The 18,486-nt window shown below is 62.5% G+C and carries 12 protein-coding genes; 9 read left to right on the top strand and 3 right to left on the bottom strand.

Features of this window, described 5'->3' with window-relative positions; genetic code table 11:
• The first annotated feature begins 6 nt into the window (after nt 1-6).
• Nucleotides 7-1,365, top strand: coding sequence for a hypothetical protein (locus GRX03_RS15135; protein WP_159765085.1), 1,359 nt, complete (start codon nt 7-9; stop codon nt 1,363-1,365).
• A gap of 9 nt (nt 1,366-1,374) precedes the next feature.
• Here the strand turns inward: GRX03_RS15135 and GRX03_RS15130 are convergent, their stop codons facing one another.
• On the bottom strand, nt 1,375-4,380 hold the full coding sequence (locus tag GRX03_RS15130; protein ID WP_159765083.1) for a PAS domain S-box protein: 3,006 nt from the start codon (nt 4,378-4,380) through the stop codon (nt 1,375-1,377).
• A gap of 749 nt (nt 4,381-5,129) precedes the next feature.
• On the opposite strand from GRX03_RS15130, the gene GRX03_RS15125 reads away from it, so the two are divergent.
• The 6 genes from GRX03_RS15125 to GRX03_RS15100 all read left to right on the top strand — a co-directional run bounded on the left by GRX03_RS15125 (nt 5,130) and on the right by GRX03_RS15100 (nt 11,227).
• Entirely contained in the window at nt 5,130-6,080 is a 951-nt protein-coding gene (locus GRX03_RS15125) for an alpha/beta hydrolase (RefSeq protein WP_201289259.1), read from the top strand.
• A gap of 113 nt (nt 6,081-6,193) precedes the next feature.
• On the top strand, nt 6,194-7,891 hold the full coding sequence (locus tag GRX03_RS15120) for a flavin-containing monooxygenase (protein ID WP_159765079.1): 1,698 nt from the start codon (nt 6,194-6,196) through the stop codon (nt 7,889-7,891).
• Nucleotides 7,892-8,392: 501 nt separating this feature from the next.
• Nucleotides 8,393-9,181, top strand: a complete 789-nt coding sequence (locus GRX03_RS15115; protein WP_159765077.1) for an MOSC domain-containing protein — start codon at nt 8,393-8,395, stop codon at nt 9,179-9,181.
• A 64-nt stretch (nt 9,182-9,245) separates the two neighbouring features.
• Nucleotides 9,246-9,476, top strand: a complete 231-nt coding sequence (locus GRX03_RS15110; protein WP_159765075.1) for a hypothetical protein — start codon at nt 9,246-9,248, stop codon at nt 9,474-9,476.
• A gap of 153 nt (nt 9,477-9,629) precedes the next feature.
• Nucleotides 9,630-10,799, top strand: coding sequence for a thiolase C-terminal domain-containing protein (locus GRX03_RS15105; RefSeq protein ID WP_159765073.1), 1,170 nt, complete (start codon nt 9,630-9,632; stop codon nt 10,797-10,799).
• Entirely contained in the window at nt 10,796-11,227 is a 432-nt protein-coding gene (locus tag GRX03_RS15100) for a Zn-ribbon domain-containing OB-fold protein (protein WP_159765071.1), read from the top strand. The genes GRX03_RS15105 and GRX03_RS15100 overlap by 4 nt, the downstream gene beginning before the upstream one ends.
• A gap of 194 nt (nt 11,228-11,421) precedes the next feature.
• On the opposite strand, the gene GRX03_RS15095 is transcribed toward GRX03_RS15100, so the two are convergent.
• Nucleotides 11,422-13,509, bottom strand: a complete 2,088-nt coding sequence (locus GRX03_RS15095) for a DUF7405 family protein (protein ID WP_159765069.1) — start codon at nt 13,507-13,509, stop codon at nt 11,422-11,424.
• A gap of 557 nt (nt 13,510-14,066) precedes the next feature.
• On the opposite strand from GRX03_RS15095, the gene GRX03_RS15090 reads away from it, so the two are divergent.
• On the top strand, nt 14,067-16,016 hold the full coding sequence (locus tag GRX03_RS15090; protein WP_394351740.1) for a cryptochrome/deoxyribodipyrimidine photo-lyase family protein: 1,950 nt from the start codon (nt 14,067-14,069) through the stop codon (nt 16,014-16,016).
• Between the two features lie 169 nt (nt 16,017-16,185).
• Complete coding sequence (locus tag GRX03_RS15085) at nt 16,186-17,184, top strand: DMT family transporter (RefSeq protein WP_368278548.1); 999 nt, start codon at nt 16,186-16,188, stop codon at nt 17,182-17,184.
• A 69-nt stretch (nt 17,185-17,253) separates the two neighbouring features.
• Here the strand turns inward: GRX03_RS15085 and GRX03_RS15080 are convergent, their stop codons facing one another.
• Nucleotides 17,254-18,456: an orc1/cdc6 family replication initiation protein gene (locus GRX03_RS15080; protein WP_159765065.1), complete on the bottom strand. Its 1,203-nt coding sequence runs from the start codon at nt 18,454-18,456 to the stop codon at nt 17,254-17,256.
• Between the last annotated feature and the right edge of the window lie 30 nt (nt 18,457-18,486).

Here is an 18,486-nt window from a genome sequence, read left to right as displayed (position 1 = left end):
TCAGGCATGGATCGCCGTGCTGTCGCTGCGCGCGTGTTCGTCTGCTGCGCGGTCGCCGTACTGCTCGCTGGCTGTGCGTTTTCAGCCCCGGGCGACACAGACGCCGACAGTCTGCCCGACGCCGCTGGATCGGACACGGAGCCGTCGGTCTCGGAAGACGAAACGGGAACGAACGGACCGATCGACAACACCGGGCTGGCGGTCGACGAGAATCGAGTGTACAACCGGACCGAAGCGCTTCTCGGGGTCGATGCGACGGCACCGACCGTGCGCGTCGAGCAGATCGAGACGCGGGTCGGAGCCCCGGACAGACCGCTCTTCGATCTGCTGGGACTCACCAACGAGAGCGCGACAGACGGGGGCGGAGCCCCTGCCGCGGCGCTCGCGACGGGACCGAACTCCGTCGTCATAAACGAGGCGTACGTTGAGTTGGACGAGAGCGGACAGCGAGCCAGCGACAGCAGCCCGGCGCTCGTACTCGCACACGAGTTCGCACACACGATCCAGTTCGAGCAGCGGTGGATCCCGCCGGACTGGGAGGGCGGACCAGCAGCAGGCCAGGAGTCGCTGGACGGACAGCTTCTAACGCGGGCGCTGATCGAGGGCGGAGCCGTCTACGCCGCCGAGGAGTACGCCGAGGACGCGGACCTCGACGGCAGCCAGATCGGGCGGTTCGAGCGGCAGTACCGAGAAGCACCGCCCGAGCGAGCGTTCGCGATCGGTCCCTACCACCACGGCGGGCAGTACTTCGACACGATGCTCGACTCGGCCGGGGGGCTTGAACAAGTCTACGAGGGCGAGCCGCCCCGGACCACGACCGAACTTCTCCACCCCAGGAGGGGGTTCGAGCCGACACCGGTCTCGTTTTCGGCCGCTGTCGAGCGCGACGGATGGACGACCCGGCCAGACGAGAGTGACACCACGGGCGAGATGTTCGTCCACATCGCGCTGAGCGCACATCTGGACACCGAGCAGGCCAGCGCAGCGGCGACGGGTTACGCGAACGATCGGTTGCTCGCGTTCGGTGACGGCGAATCGGTCTCCTACGCCTGGGTGACACACTGGAACAGCGCTGCCGAGGCCGAAGAGTTCGCGACGACGTTCCGCGAGGCCCTGGACGCGCGGAGTGACGACGACGCCGACCGCGTCAATCTCCGGTTCGCCGGCGAGCGATCTGTCGTCGTCCTCGCCGGGAGCGAGCAGTTCCGCGAGTCGACCGCAATCGACGGAGCGGGGACTACTCTCGAAGTTGTGCTCACTGACGAGCAACCGGGGACGACGCGACGGTCGGCCGCCAGCGCGGACGCTGGAAGCGGCTCGGCAGCGGACACAGGCGACAGTCAGGGGACAGCGGTAGCGAAGTGATCCTGGGCCTCACTCTGGTCTGGGGATGCTAATCTCGACGACTGTCCCGGTCGGATCGTTGTCTGCGATAGAGACGTTGCCACCGACGCGGGTGACGAGCCAGTGGATCGTCCACAGACCGATGCCGCTGCCGTGCAACAGCGAGTCCTCCTCGCCCTCTCTGAGGACTTCTCGCTCGATATCGGGGATACCCGGGCCGTTGTCGACAACCCGGATCGTCACCCGCTCTTCGGCGTCGGTGTCGACGCTGAGCGCGACGGTCGGCGTCTCGCTGTCGTTGTGGACGAGAGCGTTTTCGAGCAGTTCGCCGACGACCAGGGTGAGAAACTCCCGGTTGCCCTGGACCTGTGCCTCCCCGAGGTCGGCTTCGATGTCAGCCTCGGGGTACTCGGCGGTGTACTGCTTTTGAAGTTCGCGTAACACGGATCGAACCGCGATGGAGTCGGTGACATCGACCCGCTTGATCGTCTCGCCGAACGTTCTGACTTTCTGGCTCAACTCGGTGAGGTCGTCGGAACTCGCCTGGATCTCCCGGACGCTCGTGAGCGCTTCGTCGAGCGGGAACTCGCGGAGGCGCTCTCTCGCTTCCGCCGGGTCGGTCGAGGAGTCGATATCAAGGGTTTCGAGCGAGCGTTCAACGTGGTCGGCATAGCCCGTGACGACCGTCAGTTTGTTTCGGAGGTTGTGCCGGAGGACGCGGTTGAGCACCATCAGTCGCTGCTCGCGCTCCTTTCGTTCGGTGATGTCCCGGACGACACCGCGGAGCGTTCGCGTGTCGGCATCAGTAACTCGTTCGCCCTCGATCCGAACCCAGCGAGTCCGACCGGCGGCGGTGATGATCCGGGCCTCGATATCGAACTCGGTGCCGTTCTCGCGGCATGCCTGCAGCGCCTCCGCGACGGTCTCGCGGTTCTCGGGGTGGAAGTAGCCGATCGCGTCCTCGTAGCGGGGCTCGAACGACGGGCCGACATCGTAGAGGTCTCGAAGGCCGTCGGTCCAGTACAGGTTCTCGGTGTCGAGGTCGATCTCCCACCCCCCGACATCTGCTTGGGCCTCTGTCCGACGGATGTGGTCGCGCTCGCGTCGCAGTTCCCGCTCGCGTTCTTTGAGTTCGGTGATGTCGCGGCCTTCGGGGATGAGCAGCGTGACCTCGCCGTGGTCGTCGGTCACCGGCCGGATCGAGAAGTCGATAATCGCCTCGCGGTCAGAGCCCTGCACGGAGACCTCCTGACGGACGAACTCTCCGTCAGCGGCGCGCTCGACGCCGGCTTTCGTCTCCTCACGGAGCGCGTCGGAGTGCTTGAACCAGAAGGCGTCCCAGAGTTTCGTACCGATCACGTCCTCGGGATCGAGATCGCCGAATTCGAGGGCTGCCTCGTTGACCTCGATGAGCGTGCCGTCCGGTTCCATCAGCCCGGTGAACTGGTAGGTGTTGTTGAAGACTGCCTCGAACCGCCGCTGACGCTGCTTACGGTCGGAGATGTTCCGCCCAATCCCGACGAGTCCGAGCGATTCGCCGGTCTCGTCGGTGAGCCTCGCTCCGGTGAACTCGTAGGGGATCTGTTCGCCTTCCTTCGTCTGGAAGTGTGCCTCGATGGTGACCGTCGTGTCTTCCTCGAACACGTCGGCGATGGCTTCGTAGATCTGCTCGCGCTCTTCCGGTGGGAAAAGCTCCGCCGGGTGCATCGATGCAATCTCCTCGTCGCTGTAGCCGGTGACAGCGGACAGTCGGTCGTTCCAGCGGAAGAACTGGCCGTGTTCGTCGAAGGCGTAGAACACGTCGGGCAGCGCGACGAAGATGCTCTCGGTCAGTGCGCGCTCCTCGCGGAGTTCTCTGGTCTGGTCGACCCGGTCGAGCGCCGTCGTCGTGTGCTCGGCGAGGGTTCGTGTCACGTCGACGACGGTGTCGTCGAACTCGACGTGCTCTCTGCCGCCGACGCCGATCATACCGTGCGTGCCGAGGGGCAGGAGCACAGCGTTCGTCAACGAGTTTTCGGGCGCGACAGCCCGGGGCGTGTAGCTCGTCGGGTCGCCGTCTCGGAAGACGCCGTACTCGTAGCTCTCCGGACCGAACGAGTCGACGAACCCCTCCTCGCGGGCCTCCTCGGTCGCGTAGGCGGGTTCGAGGCGGTTGGTGTCGTCGTCGTGAAACCAGCAGATGGCGAACGGAAGGTCGAAGACGTCCGTCGCCGCCTCGACTGCGACCGCCGCGACCTCCTCGGCGGTCTCGGCCTGCTGGATCTGTTCGGTGGCGTCCTGGAGGCGTTCGACGGCGGACTGGCGGCGCATGCGCTCGGTGATATCGCGGACGTTGACGAGCGTGGCCGGTTCTCCCTCGTGTTCGATTCTGGTCACCGCCAGGTCCAGCATTCGCGTGTCGCCCTCGCGAGTTTCGATTTCCAGTTCGTACTGGTTCGGAGGGGATTCGCCGTCGATTCGGCTCTCGTACCGCTGTCGAACGACATCCCGGTACTCGGCGGAACAGAGGTCCTCGAAGTGCTTGCCGACGAGTGCCTCCGGTTCGTAGCCGGTGATCTCCGCGAACGTCTCGTTGACGAAAGCCAGGCGATGGTTCTGGACGACGGCGATGCCGTCGTTGCTCTGCTGGACGAGGGACTCGTATCTGTCCTGTCGTTCCGTCTGGAGGCGGTCGAGGTGACGCTGATGGCTACCGATACAGAGAACGGTCGGCTCCTCGATCCACCACTCCGGGAGGGGCGACAGCGCCCACCGGAGTCGAGTTCCCTCCCCGGCGAGAGTCGTCGTCTCGACGGTCGCGTTGCCGGTATCAAGCGCCTGCCCGATGGCTTCGGTGAGATGATCCGGGGGTTCGGCGAACAGGTCGCTCCCGGCGGTGCCGACAACTGCCGAGCGCGTACGGTCGACCAAGTCGGCGAATGTGTCGTTGCAGTCCCGGATTTCCCCCCTGCTGTTCAAGAGACAGACCGGTTCGGCAAACGTGTCGAGACCCGGCGGCAGTGTGCCGACAGACTCGGGGTCCGCACCGTCACCCATTCCGTAGACGAACGGACCCCACTCAAATAGGCATTATGTCATCGCAGAACGAACAAGCCGACCGAACCGGCAGTACGTGTCTCGATTCAGGAGGTCGTGATTCACGGTGCGAACCGCCGCGTGCACCCGTTCGTCTGTATTGTCGGCCTCCAGGCGGTGCTGGCGTCAAATAAAAACGGTGAGGTATTCGGATGGATCGTCAGTCAGACACCGGCCCCGCGGCGTCTGTGTTCCGGTAAAGAGGTTTCACCGGAAACGTGGTGTGCAGGCAGTCCACCAGTCGGCAGGGAAGACGTTCAGCGGGACGTTTTTCACCGGAAATCCGGTGTGTGTATTTAGTTAAGCCGGTCCTACTCGGGCCGGGCACCCCGCCGAACGGATGTGAGGTGCCCACGTTCAGATGGAAGGGATTTCACCGGAAACGTGGTGTGTCGGGCAGGCGTGGGAACTGTCGTTCCGTCGCGCGGTCGGTCCCGGCGAAGGGGTAAGTGTCCTCAGTTTGCTATCGGCGCCCACGAACGAGGGCCGGCACAGAATCAGTGAAACCGTCACCGATCAGCCAGCCGTCGGTGGGGTGAATATACGACGCGATAAGTTAATTTTCTTATATATCAGAGGCGGATCCTTTAATTCAACGGCTTCTAACGGCCGATTGAGGGGTGTGAGAGCCGTTCGTGGGAACCTGATTTTTGCATTAAAGTTATATACTGAGAATGTAACGATCTATAATGATGTCAATTGAAAATCCAATGGCAGGTGCAGCAGAGGAACCACATCCAGAGATTGCGGGGTTGTTAGAGCAGATGGGAGCCGAACCGATGCCAGCGTTCTCGTCGCTGTCTCCGAACGGCGCCCGGGCCTTTGCCAGGGAGATGTTCCCCGATCCCGAGGAGCCGACGCAGGTCGGGGACATCATGGAACTGAGGATCACCGATAATGACATCCCGATCCGGGTGTACATCCCCGAAGGACAGGGGCCGTACCCCACGCTGGTGTACTTCCACGGCGGCGGTTGGGTTATCGGCGATTTAGATACCCACGACGAGACGTGTCGGGTGCTGTCGAGTGAGGCCGACTGTATGGTCGTGTCTGTCGATTACCGGCTGGCTCCCGAACACAAGTTCCCGACGCCGCTGGAGGACTGTTATGCAGCCTTCGAGTGGGTGAGTGAGAACGCGGAGACGATGCAGGTCGACACCGAGAACCTGTTCGTGGGCGGTGACTCCGCCGGCGGCAATCTCGCGGCTGCCGTTGCGCTTCGCGCTCGCGATACCGGCGGACCGTCTATCGCTCGACAAGTGCTCATCTATCCCGTGACGGACCACAGTTACGATACCCCATCGTACGACGAGAACGGTGAGGGCGGAATGATCTCGGAAGACGATATGCGGTGGTTCTGGAACCACTACCTCCGCGACGAGATAGACGGGAAACACCCGTACGCATCACCGCTACAGGCACAGAGCCTCGATGACCTCCCGCCAGCGACAGTGGCCACCTGCGGACTCGATCCACTCCGGGACGAGGGTGCCGCATATGCGGAGCGGCTCAGAGATGCAGGTGTCTCTGTCGAGCATCACAACTACGAGGATTGCATCCACGGGATCGCACAGATGGTGGTTGAACCGATGGACCTGACCCGTGCGCGCGAACTCCTCGACGACACCGTAACCGATCTCCGCAGGACCATCGAGGAGTAATCACACCCCCCGTTAACACAGTCCGGCCGTTAGGAACTATTTTCAACAGAGAATAAAGTACCTAACGTTGACAAGACTTATGTAATGTTAAATCATTATGTATTGGTGCTGTTATGAGTTCGCAGACTGAACACTCCGGGGGGACAGTGTACGAAACTGATTACGACGCAGTTATCGTCGGGGCCGGATTTTCGGGGCTCTATCAGCTCCACCGCCTGCGGGATGAGTTCGGGCTGTCAGTCAAGGTGATCGAAAAAGCCGACGACGTCGGCGGCACGTGGTACTGGAACCGGTATCCCGGTGCCCAGTGCGACAGCGAGAGTCACGTCTACTGTTACTCGTTTAACGAGGAGATCCTCGAAGAGTGGCAGTGGAGCGAGCGGTATCCGTCACAGCCAGAGGTGCTGGAGTACCTGCGATTCGTCGCGGACCGCCTCGACCTGCGGAAAGACATCGAGTTCGGGACGGAGGTCACGTCCGCGTCATTCGACGAGAGTGACGGCCAGTGGAGAATCGGTACCGACGACGGCGAGGAACTCACGTCACAGTTTTTCGTGACCGCTGTCGGCTGTCTGTCCGAACCGTGGGTTCCGGATTTCGACCACATCGACTCCTTCGAGGGCGAGGCGTACCACACGGGTCGGTGGCCACACGACGGCGTCGACTTCGCCGGGAAACGCATCGCGGTTATCGGCACCGGTGCCTCCGGCATTCAGGTCATTCCGGAGGTCGCCGAGGAGGATATCGACCATCTTACAGTCTTCCAACGGACGCCGAACTACGCCGTCCCCGCACGGGACCGTCCGCTCGAAGACGACGACTGGGACGAGATCCAGAAGAACTACGACGAGATCCTACAAACCGCTCACGAGAACGGATTCGGGATGCCGTTCGATCCGGCGTATCCCACCGCCGAGGACAAATCGATGGAGGAAGTCCGGGAGATTCTGGAGCCTCGCTGGCAAGAAGGTGGGTTCCGGTTTATGCTCACCTTCGAGGATCTCGTGTTCAACCCGGAGACGAACGAGAAAGTGTCCCAGTTCGTCCGTGAGAAGATCCGCGAAACCGTCGACGATCCGGAGTTGGCGGAGAAACTCGTCCCCAAAGACCACTACTACGCGACGAAACGCCCCCCACTGCACACGAACTACTACGAAACGTTCAACGAGGATCACGTGAGCCTCGTGGACGTAACCGAGACACCGATCGAGCGAATGACCCCGGAGGGGATCCAGACCTCGGACGATCATCACGAGTTCGATATGATTATCTACGCGACCGGCTTCGACGCGATGACCGGGACGCTGTTGAATATGGATATTCGAGGCCGGGACGATCTGACTCTCGAGGAGAAGTGGGCTGACGGGCCACAGACGTATCTCGGCCTCGCCGTTCACGGGTTCCCGAACATGTTCACGATCACCGGCCCGCAGAGCCCGTCGGTGCTCAGCAACATGCCCGTCTCTATCGAACACCACGTCGAGTGGGTCTCCGACGCGATCAACCACTTCGCAGAGAACGATATCCGCCTCGTCGAACCGACCAGAGAGGCCGAAGAGGCGTGGACCGCCCACAACACCGAAGTGGCCGAGCAGACGCTGTATCCCACGGCCGATTCCTGGTACATGAACGAAAATATCGAAGACAAGCCGACCGTCTTCACCCCCTACATCGGTGGGGTCGACGTCTACCATCAGACGATCCAGGAGGTCGCCCAGAAGGGGTACGAAGGGTTCGAGCTCACCGAGTCGATCAGCGACCTCGACCCGAAAGGGGATCAGCCGTCACTCAGTGTGATGGAAGGCGACTGACGTGGCGGCAGGCTGTGAGCCTGCGATCCGCGGTTTGCACGGAGGCCGTCACCGAGAGTACAGTTGTGAAGGCAAACCGCAGAGTTCTCCAACAACCCCGCCGCCTCCCGGCAGAGCTATCTCAGTGCGGCGAGAGATGTCTGCCGGTCACGGCGCGGAGAACGTCACCCGCGGCAGCGCTTGCAGTGGTCCGTGTCGCGTGCTACCCCGATCGATTTACAATCGGCACAGGTCGGCTCCCCGCAGTCGGCACAGATAAACCCCGCGTCCGCTTCTGTGGGCGACACCCCGTTTTCGGCGACACTGCTGCCGCAAAGATGACATTCCTCTGCCATGTATTCACACTCAACCGCTACGTATATAAACCTTCGCTACGCCGCGGTCGCAGCAGACTCGTTTGTGAACGGCGACCGGAGGACAGAGGGGTGTTATCGGTACCAGAGAGGATACTGTGTTACTAGATAACAATTATACTCTCAAAACGATAACAAGCCTCGTACGATGCCAACGCTCTCTCAGATTCTCGTGTACCCGGTCAAAGCACTCGATCCCGTCCGCCTCCCGAGGGTGTCGGTTTCCAGCGCCGGGGGGCTCGCCCACGACCGGATCTACGGCATCAAAGACGAAGACGGCAATTACGTCCACGGAAAGCGGACTGCCGCTGTCCATCGGCTCGACACGGAGTACGATCCGGCGACGAAGCGACTCACTGGGAGGGTGCGCGGAGAGGGGGCGTCCCACGAGTTCCATCTCGAAGACGACCGAGCAACGCTCGAAGCGTGGTTGTCAGAGTACTTCGGTACAGCAGTACACCTCGAACGCGGCACGGGCGGGAATCAGACCGACAGCGCCGTTTTCACCGAAGACGGAGGGGCCGGGCCGACGCTTGTCAGTCGGGGGACTCTCGAAGAGGTAGCCTCCTGGTACGATGACATCGACTCCGCTGAGATGTGTCTCCGCTTGCGGCCCAATCTCGTCGTCTCAGGGGTCCCCCCGTTCTGGGAGGACCAGTTGTTCACAGACGGCGGCCGCCGGTTCCGAATCGGTGAGGTCGCTCTCTCGGGAGTCAGACCGATCCCTCGCTGCGTCGTTCCGACTCGTGACCCGCGTACGGGAGCCGAGCATCCGGAGTTCAGGGAGACGTTCGTCCACGAACGACGGGAGAGGCTCCCTGCCTGGGTGGACGTGAGCGAGTTCGACGGGAACCTATTCAGCCTCGCAGTCGGCACGCGGATCCCAGAATCCGATCGGAACCGCACGCTCAGTGTCGGGGATCCGGTGCGATTGTAATATACCTGAGCGTGAACTTACACCTACAATAACTTTATATTTTGAAAACACGTAATAGGATAACATGAGCCACGGTATCGAGTCACTCGCTGTCTGTCTCGACCGTGACCACGTCATCCGCACGGCGGGTATCGCACTGCTCGTCGGGACGTGGCTGACGCTGTTCAATCACGCGACGGCGCTTTTAGGCCTCGAGCTGTCCTTTTGGGTCCGTATCACGCTGAACTATCTTACTCCTCTCACTGTCGCGAACTTGGGACTGATCGCCCGACAGACTGGGTCGTCGGACCACTGAGGTACCCTCTCGTTACACCCGGGGCCGGGACCTCTCGGTTTGCAAAACCAGTGTTTTAAAACGAACTGTCGGGCATCGGGTCGGTCTACGGTAGATTCGACTGGTGATAAATGTAAATAGTTAACTTGACTCATGGAGAGTGGGTACGTACACATGCCAGAGCCAGTCATCGCGTCGGTCGGCGCCTCGCCGCTCGGCCACACGGACCTTCCGGGCCGCGACCTGTTTTCGCTCGCCCTCGCGGAGGCGTTCGACGAACTGCCAGCCCCTGCCGATCTCGTCGAGGCGATGTACGTCGGCAACCAGTCGGAGAGCTACGAACACCAGATCATGTACGGGACGCTGTTGGCGGAGTGGGCCGGCCTCCGTCACGTTCCCGCCGAGCGGGTCGAGGGATGTGCCGCCGCGGGCGCACTCGCCTTACGCCACGCCGTCAAAGACGTCCGGAACGGGGAACACGAGGCCGTACTCGCCTGCGGCGTCGAGAAGATGACGGCAGCGGGCACCAGCGGTGCGACAGACGCGCTGTCGGCGGCGTTCGATCGTGCCATCGAGCAGCGCTCGGGCGTCACCGCGCCCAGCCAGTATGCACTGCTCGCACAGCGCTACCTCCACGAGACGGATGCGACAGAGCGTGACCTTGCGGAAATCGCCGTAAAGAACCACGCCAACGCCGCCAACAACCCCCGAGCGCAGTTCCCGGAGGAGATCGACGTGGCGACGGTTCTGGAATCCGATCCCGTCGCTCCGCCGCTGAAACTGTTCGACTGTGCGCCGGTCGGAGACGGTGCCGCGGCCGTCCTCGTGACGACGCCCGATCTGGCGGCTGACCTCGACCGCCCCCAGGTGCGCGTCGCGGGCAGCGGGGCCTCCGCGAACAGTATCGCGGTCGCCGAACGAGATATGACCGAGATCGCTGGCGCTCGCGTCGCTGCCGAGAGAGCTTACGAGGAGGCGGGCATCGACGCCGGGGCGGTCGACATCGTGGAGGTTCACGACGCATTCACCGTCTGCGAGGCGCTGCTCGCGGAGGCCGCCGGTTTCGCCCCTGCGGGGACGGGCTATCAGAGCTATCTGCCGCCAGCGGAGCGAGCTACCGGCTGGACGGACGTGCAGTTGAGTCCCAGCGGCGGATTGAAAGCTCGTGGCCACCCCATCGGCGCGACCGGACTCTTGCAGGCGCTTGAGGCATACGAACAGCTCACGGGCACAGCAGGCGACCGCACGATCACAGACGCTGAGACGGCACTGCTGCTCAACGAGGGAGGCGTTGCGGACGCCGTTACCGTTAGCCACGTGCTCACGACGGCGGAGGCACGATGACTGACAGTAGCCTCGATGCGACCGACCCGCGGACACTCCCGGGTTTCTTTGCCGCCCTCGCAGACGGCACCCTCTTGGGTGGTGTCTGTGCCGACTGCGAGCAGGTTCTGTTACCGCCGCGGCCGGCCTGTTATGCTTGCGGCAGTCGGGCTGTCACCGTCGAACCACAGTCGCGTGAAGGGAGGATCTTCTCGTACACGGCGGTCCACACGCCGCCGCCGGCGTTCGCAGCGGACGCACCGTACACGGTCGCCGTCGTGGAACTCGCGGACGGTGGCCGCCTTCTCGGACGCGTGGACGCCGACTACGCCGATGTCAGTATCGGAGACTCGGTCGAACTCACGGTACGTGAGCCGACAGCCCCGGAGCGAGAGGCTGCGCTTGATTACGAGACTGACTGGCCGGTCCACGTCTTCGAGCAGCAGTGAGAATCGGGGCGGCTCTGCGCCGGACGTGCCCGAGCGCCTGCTGGTGAAACTCGACAGACCGATTGTACCAGAAGCCGACGGAGACGACTTCGGCGGGGAATTGAAAGGTCACGCGGGTTCACGCCCAGAAACAGAGTTCAGCGTAGGGGTCCACAGAGTAGCTTGAAGTAAGAAAGTGTTCGAGTTCCCGTCAGTTAGGTGGGCCGATCAGACCCCGTTCTCCCCGCCTGACCGCGGCCGTTGCTCTCGTCGGCTTTGCTCCTGTCTTCCTTCTCACCGCTTTTTCGCTGTTCGCTCGCATCTTCTCTTTTACCGTCGATTGTCGCAGTCCCTCGAACCGGTCGCCGGGTGCCGTCGCGTTCGGCGTACAACCGGACTCGAACGTCCCCGTCGGGGCCACCCGGAGCGGTTTCGATCCCCGTCTCGTCGGCCGGGAAGACGAACGTCGTCCGGTTGCCGCGCTGTGTTTCCTGTCGTGGCTCGGCGCCACGGGACCGGTTCACGTCGTAGAACCACCCGAACCGGACCGTTCCGTCCGCGAGGTCGCCCGCCGAGAGGCCCTCGACGGTCACACGGTAGTTTTCTCCGGCCCGTTTCACGTCGATTTCAACGTTGTCGGCCTGTGGATACGGGAGCGCCCGCTGGGTGAGTGGCGGCACGAGATAGTTGCCGCGCCGCTGTGTGGTGAGGTAGTGGGCGATCCCACTGTTTTCATCGACGTCAACCAGATTCCCGTCGTCGTCGAATACCGCCCCTGTTTTTCGATGGTCAATACGACCGTCGTCGGTCAGGCCAAAGGTAGCCGAATCGAGCGGGACCCCGTTCATGGCCTGACGCATGTAGGCCATGTACGGGTTGAACCGCATGAGAGCCACGAAGTGATTGCCAGGAACCCGGTCTTCGTCGGGCGCGGCCGGAGCAGTGCCAGCAAAGTCACGACGGAGCATCACTCCCTCAGTCTCCTGGTCGCCGTCGTGTCCCGGGAGTTCGTCGTCGCGCTCCTCCGCGGGCAGCAGTTCGTCACGGTCACCACCCGAGAGGCGCTCCTGGCCCTCGTCGGTGATCCGAGTCTCCATGTCGAAGCGGGCTCGTGCGACCTTTTGTGCATGGCCGACGACCCCCTCATCGTCCCAGTCCGGCTGTGTCTCGCGTGCCTTGTCACCGGCCGTGGGATCATCGGACGCCTGCGATACGTCACGCATTGGCGTCTCCCCCGGCGCGTTCGAGTTCCCCAGATTCTCCCCGACCGCACCGGTGTTCTCGTCGTCGTGATCCGGTGAGAACATCCTCTCTCGCCGCTCCGTGCGGTCGTTGTCGTCGTAGAACCCCTCCAAGTCGATGTTCAACTTCGAGACGTGTTGAATAGTTCCTTGAGCGAACACGCCGGGATCCTTGGGTACGACGAGCCGCTGGTCTTCCAGCAGAGTGACGTTCGTCTCGCGCGGGAGGCTGTTTTTGTACTGGTCGTTGAACCCCATCGAGAGTTCGGCTGCCGGGTGCGCTCCGACCTCGTCGTCGAACTCGTCCTCATCCGGGACACGGTCGGCATCGAACTCCGTATCCTCGGCCAGTCGCTCCTCGACGTTTTCGTGACCGGCGAAGCCGACCCGACGCTCCGGATACGAGACCGGCTTGCTGAGGATCCCGTCGAGCGTGTGCTCGAACGGCTCCGGATCCTCGGGAGGTGCGTCTTCCCACACAGTGTCGGGATCGTAATCGTCCCACAGCATCGCTTCGGCCAGCAGAAGTTTGCCGATATCGTCGCTGGCGAGATGAATGCAGGCGTCGAAGGTGTCCGCCTCGACCGGTCGTTCTCGCTCCAGCGTCACACCTGGGAGGTCGATAAGTGTCTCGGGCCGAAGGAGCGACGGCTTGTCGAAATCGACCTCCGTCGCGGGGCCGATGCCCTGTGGCAACGACTCGTCGAATCGGTCGAAGTATGCCGGCGAGTAACTCACGGTGAACAGAATCCCTTCGTGACTCCACTCGAACGTTCGTTCCACGTCCCGAAACGCCTGGGCGACAGTTTCCCGGTCTTCGGCTGTCGGTTCCCCGTCCCCGAGATAATCGACGTGGAGGAGGAGGTGGTACTCGGGTGGAAGCGTCTGTTCACGCTGGGGAAAGTACTTCTCGTATCCGTCCCAGGCGTGCTGTCGGTTGTCTCTAGCTGCGAAGCTAATCGGTTCGTGATCGTCCTCCGCAGCAGCAACCGACGGCACACCACCCACGCCAAGGGCGGTCGAGAGAGCACTTATGCCGCCGATCGCGAGCGCCGATCGCATGAACTCCCGGCGGTCGACGCCACGGCTACGTTTTTCTCCGTCGTCGTGACCGGCTTTTGTATCCCCGCTTCCGTTCTCAGTGTCGTCATCGTTATGTACTGGACAGGTCATGGCTCACCCTGCTCGTCCGGAGATGGACGTGCATACCCGTAGGCAAAAATAATACATAATTAGTTGCCTTTTACTATTGCAATAGATTAGATTGTATTAATGTACGATCCTCCATCGAGAAATACACACACGGGACGAAATTGGCGAAAGACTGTGGGGTATACTTTCTTCGTGTTGCACCCGTTTCCCGGGTGTGGCTGAGTAGGCTAATCAGAGTACGCGAAATGCGGACGACCGCCCACATGTTGATTAGCAGACGACGCCCGTCGGAGAGGACCTCTAAGCGAGGCGGGATCAGGGCATGTAAGCTCACGGAGATGGTTATCATTCCGGATCCTAGATCTTCTCGCTCTACGACGAGTTGAAGTCTCTGGCCGCCGAACCCGTGTGTATTGACGGGTTCGAGAGAGGGAGTGGACCGCAGGGAGAGTCCAAATAGCGACACGGTGGCCCTCCCACTACCAGCGGATATTCCGACACCCACAGAGGTGGCCGGGGACACTGACGCAGAGGGGACGGTCGTCTGGCACCGGAAACACCTCCGAGTCGAGGATCATCGAGGGCTGAGCGAGGCGGTCGGGAACAGCGACGTGATCTGTCCGCTGTTCGTCTTCGACCCGACGTTTTACGGCTCGGAGGGGCTCGCCTGCGATTCCCGGGTTCGTTTTCTCCATCAGTCCGTGACGAGCCTCGCTCGGCTGTACGCGGCCGCTCCGTGTCAGGCAGAGTCTGTCGGGACAAACGGACACGAACGAACGTCCGAGACGCGATTGGCAGATTACGGCGGCAGCGAACACGAGGATAGCACGCTGTCGAGCGAAGAGACGGGATTGACTGTCGGCTACGGCGCTCCTGCAGAGATCCTCGCCCGGTTCGTCGACCGCGGGTGGTCGGTCCTGACGATGGCGACGCCGACCAGTCGATACGGGAAGCGGCGAGACGACCGTGTCCGGACCGTCTGCGGCGATGCCGTCAGATTCGTCTCCGGGGACGGGCTGGTTCGGGACCGCGACCGGACGCGAGAGAACTGGCAGTCGCGTATCGACGACTGGCTCACCGACAGCCAGCACGAACCGGACTGGGGGAGAGAGACGACCCGCCTCACGGTCGAGACGGGCGTCACGCCGGCGCGGGTCGATCTAGCCTTCGACATCACGCCGTCGAAGCGTCGAGTCCCGGTCGGGACCCACCGTAAAGCGAGCAAACAACTACGGTCGTTCGTCGACCGAATCGGCTCGTATCCGAGAAATATCTCCGCCCCGCAGGACGCCCGCGAGGGGACGAGCGGGCTCTCGCCGTATCTCAACTTCGGGCTGTTCTCGATCCGGCAAGTCTACCAGTACGTGGCCGAGAACGCCCCTAACTGTCGGGGACGAGAGATGTTCGCGAGTCGGCTGGTGTGGAACTGCCACTACAACCAGAAACTGGTCGACTGGCCCGGGTGGACTGATCGGGCCGTCAATCCCGTCTTCGAGGGGCGCAACGAGGACAACCACGACCCCCAACTGATCGAGGCCTGGAAGCGGGGAGGAACCGGATTCCCGATGGTCGACGCGTCGATGCGGTGTCTTCGGGAGACGGGCTGGCTGAACTTCCGGATGCGGGCGATGTGTGCCTCGTTTTTCGCACATATTCTGAAACAGCCGTGGTGGGTCGGTGCCGACTGGTATCACCATCACCTGATCGACAGCGACGTCGGGATCAACTACACCCAGTGGCAGAGTCAGGCCGGGCTGATCGGCAAGCCGGCACAGCGCGTGTACAACCCGCGAAAGCAGGTCCGAGATCACGACCCCGACGGGGAGTGGATCAGCCGCTGGGTTCCAGAGCTGGCAGAGCTACCGAGTCAGTACCTGCCCCGGCCGGAACGGACACCGCTGGAGGTCCAAGAGAACTGCGGGGTACGAATCGGAGAGAGCTACCCCCGACCGGTGGTCGATTTCGAGACCGAGCGCGAGGCGTTCTGGTCGTGGTACGAGCAACAGCGTCCGCTGGCCGCCGAGCAGTTGGGCCGTCCAGAGATTGCCAAGCGAGCCTCCTTCTCCGGCGGGTACGAGGCCGCCCGAGCCATCGCAGACCAGTACGGGCGACCGTCCGATGACACGGTCGCGACGCAGCTATCGCTGTCCGATGTCGAGGGCGGAGAGCCCCAGCCAGGGGGGACCGATCCGCCAACGGCACAGCGATTGGGAGGCGGGCGAACGGTGGACGGCCGGGAAAGTCCCGAGGTTGTCGACGATACCGGCTCCGTGCCGACGGGTGCCGGACGGGAAACGGGGGAGCCGTCTCCGGATGATCGAGATGCGGTTGCCGAGGTGCCGGAGTCGGCAGACGGGAACGCGGAAAACTCCGAGAGTGACGGCTCCGAACAGACATCGATTGACCGGTTCGATTGAGTGAACGGCACGGACCGGAGTGGGTGACGAAATTCGCTGGACGAGGCGGACCGGAGTGGGTGACGAAATTCGCGAGTCGACCGAGACGGTCCGGAAGCAGAACCAGGGGGTCGGTGCGTGATACTCCCCCTCGCACAGCCCTCTTGACCCCGTAGCTCGTACGTTCACTGTGTCCGGAAGCACCGAGACCGGGAGTACGAAGTCGGAGGTCGGGAGGGTCGGTCGGTACCGCGATGCCGTTCTGTTCGTGTTGCTCGCTGCGCTGTTCGGCGGGTCCTTTGCCGCGATCAAGACCGGACTGGCGGAGTTACCGCCGGTGCTGTTCGCCGCCCACAGATTCGACGTGGCCGCCGTCGCGTTGCTGGGGTATCTCGTTGTTGTCCGGGACCGAGAGACCTGGTTGCCCCGGACGCGGGCGGACTTTGTTGGGATCGGTGTTGCGGCGCTGTTTCTCATCACGCTGAACAACGGGCTGCTGTTCGCCGGGCAAGCGACGACGACGCCGGCGGCGGCATCGGTCATGTACGGGCTGAACCCCGTGCTCGCACCGGTGTTCGCGTGGGTGCTGCTCGGTGACCGACTCTCCCGAGTGGGGGCGCTGGGGATCGGCGTCGCGCTGGCAGGCGTAGTGGTGATGGTTCGTCCCTCGCCGTCGACGCTTGCCGAGGCGAGTGCGATCGGACAGTTGCTCGTTCTCGGCGCCGCGGCCGCGGTCGCGCTCGGAAGCGTGCTGCTTCGACGCGTCGAGCCACAGATGGAGAGTCTCCCGCTGACGGCCTGGGCGATGGCCGTCGGTGCGGTGCTGTTGCACGCGACGAGTGTCGGATTCGGCGAGTCGCAAACTGCTCTGCTCGGTGCCTCCTCGGCAACACTGTGGAGCGTTCTCGCAGTCGGATTACCGTCGACAGCCGTCGCGTACGCGATTTATTTCGCGCTCATCGAACGCCTCGGACCGGTCCGTGCGAACCTGGTCGCCTACGTCGTTCCGGTGTTCGCCGCCCTGACTGGCTGGGTGGTTCTCGGATCCGGGATCTCCGTGTGGACCGTCGTTGGGTTCTTCGTCGTTGTCGTCGGCTTCGCTCTCGTCGAGCGTGAAACGATCCGAGCAGAACTACGACGGGCGTTCGGTCGTGGGAACGTCAGTGTGAGCCATCCAGGCGACGATTAGCGTGGCTCCGATGTGCGGAGACAGGCACGAGCGCAGGCGAAAATCAGTGCGTGGCCGGGCGTCAAGACTTTACTCCACGGTGTCAGCGAGTACCTCCCGGACTACCTCCGGATCTTCGAGCAGTTGGTGGTTGGTGTAACTGCCCTCGGCGCTGCCGCCGCTGTGTCTGGTCTGTTTGGTGATATCCAGAAAGGCGTGCTCTTTGAGAAGGTCTCTGACCCGGCGGAGAGAGAGCGAATCTGAGCCCTCCTGACGGCACACTTCCTGATAGATGTCGTAAATGCGCGTGGTTCGGTAGCCTTCCTGGTCGTCGTCGTTGAGCGAGAGGATGGTCAGCGCTTGCAAGACGTACCGTGAATGGGGAGTCGAGCCGCGGATGAGTTCCCGGAACCGGTCCGTTTCGGCTCGTTCGCGGGCGTCGACGACGAACTCCTCGGTGACCTCGGTCGCGCCTCGGGACTGGGCGATTTCGCCGGCGTACCGAAGGATGTCGATAGCCTGGCGTGCGTCGCCGTGCTCTCTGGCCGCGAGAGCCGCGGCCTTCGGGATGACTCCGTCCTGCAACACGCCGTCGCGGAAGGCGTCTTTCCGCGCGGACATGATGTCGTTGAGTTGGGTCCCGTCGTACGGCGGAAAGACGAACTCTCGTTCACAGAGGCTCGATTTGACCCGTTCGTTGAGCTGTTGTTCTTTGTACTTGATCTTGTTACTGATGCCGATGACGCCGATCTTGCAGTTGTCGACCTTTCCCGCCTCGCCGGCGCGTGAGAGTTGCATCAGAATGTCGTCGTCGGCCAGTTTGTCGATCTCGTCGAGGATGACGAGGACGACATCGAACCGCCGGTCGAGGATGTCCCAGAGCCGTTTGTAGTACGTCGAGGTGGCGATTCCCTTGTCCGGGATTTTGATGTCCGTTTCCGTCGGATCGTTGAGCGAGGACGCGATGGTCTGGACGGCCTGGGTCTCCGTCGAATCCTGCGCGCAGTCGACGTACGCGAAATCCGCCTCGACGTTTTCCTCTTCCGCGGTGTCGATCAACCGGTGAGAGACGTGTTTGGCACAGAGTGATTTTCCGGTGCCCGTCTTGCCGTAGATGAGAACGTTGCTCGGACTCTGGCCGAAGATAGCGGGGTTTACCGCGTTTGCGAGGTTGCGAAGTTCCTCGTCCCGGCCGACGATTCGCCCCTCGTCGGGGAGATGGTTGATCTCCAGTAGTTCCTTCTGGACGAAGATCGGATCCTCCCGAATGAACAGGTCGTCGGAGTCGGCCATGATTTGTACACCACGTTTCCGGTGAAACTA

The sequence above is a fragment of the Halovenus carboxidivorans genome (assembly GCF_009831575.1).
GTDB lineage: Archaea > Halobacteriota > Halobacteria > Halobacteriales > Haloarculaceae > Halovenus > Halovenus carboxidivorans.
Note: the sequence above shows the minus strand (reverse complement) of the source record. Positions and strands in the feature narration are given on the sequence as shown.

Bases quoted from the DNA above. Each gene is read 5' to 3' on its own strand.
- GRX03_RS15135 (WP_159765085.1), top strand. From the start codon at position 7: ATGGATCGCCGTGCTGTCGCTGCGCGCGTGTTCGTCTGCTGCGCGGTC.
- GRX03_RS15130 (WP_159765083.1), bottom strand. From the start codon at position 4,380: ATGGGTGACGGTGCGGACCCCGAGTCTGTCGGCACACTGCCGCCGGGT.
- GRX03_RS15125 (WP_201289259.1), top strand. From the start codon at position 5,130: ATGGCAGGTGCAGCAGAGGAACCACATCCAGAGATTGCGGGGTTGTTA.
- GRX03_RS15120 (WP_159765079.1), top strand. From the start codon at position 6,194: ATGAGTTCGCAGACTGAACACTCCGGGGGGACAGTGTACGAAACTGAT.
- GRX03_RS15115 (WP_159765077.1), top strand. From the start codon at position 8,393: ATGCCAACGCTCTCTCAGATTCTCGTGTACCCGGTCAAAGCACTCGAT.
- GRX03_RS15110 (WP_159765075.1), top strand. From the start codon at position 9,246: ATGAGCCACGGTATCGAGTCACTCGCTGTCTGTCTCGACCGTGACCAC.
- GRX03_RS15105 (WP_159765073.1), top strand. From the start codon at position 9,630: ATGCCAGAGCCAGTCATCGCGTCGGTCGGCGCCTCGCCGCTCGGCCAC.
- GRX03_RS15100 (WP_159765071.1), top strand. From the start codon at position 10,796: ATGACTGACAGTAGCCTCGATGCGACCGACCCGCGGACACTCCCGGGT.
- GRX03_RS15095 (WP_159765069.1), bottom strand. From the start codon at position 13,509: ATGCGATCGGCGCTCGCGATCGGCGGCATAAGTGCTCTCTCGACCGCC.
- GRX03_RS15080 (WP_159765065.1), bottom strand. From the start codon at position 18,456: ATGGCCGACTCCGACGACCTGTTCATTCGGGAGGATCCGATCTTCGTC.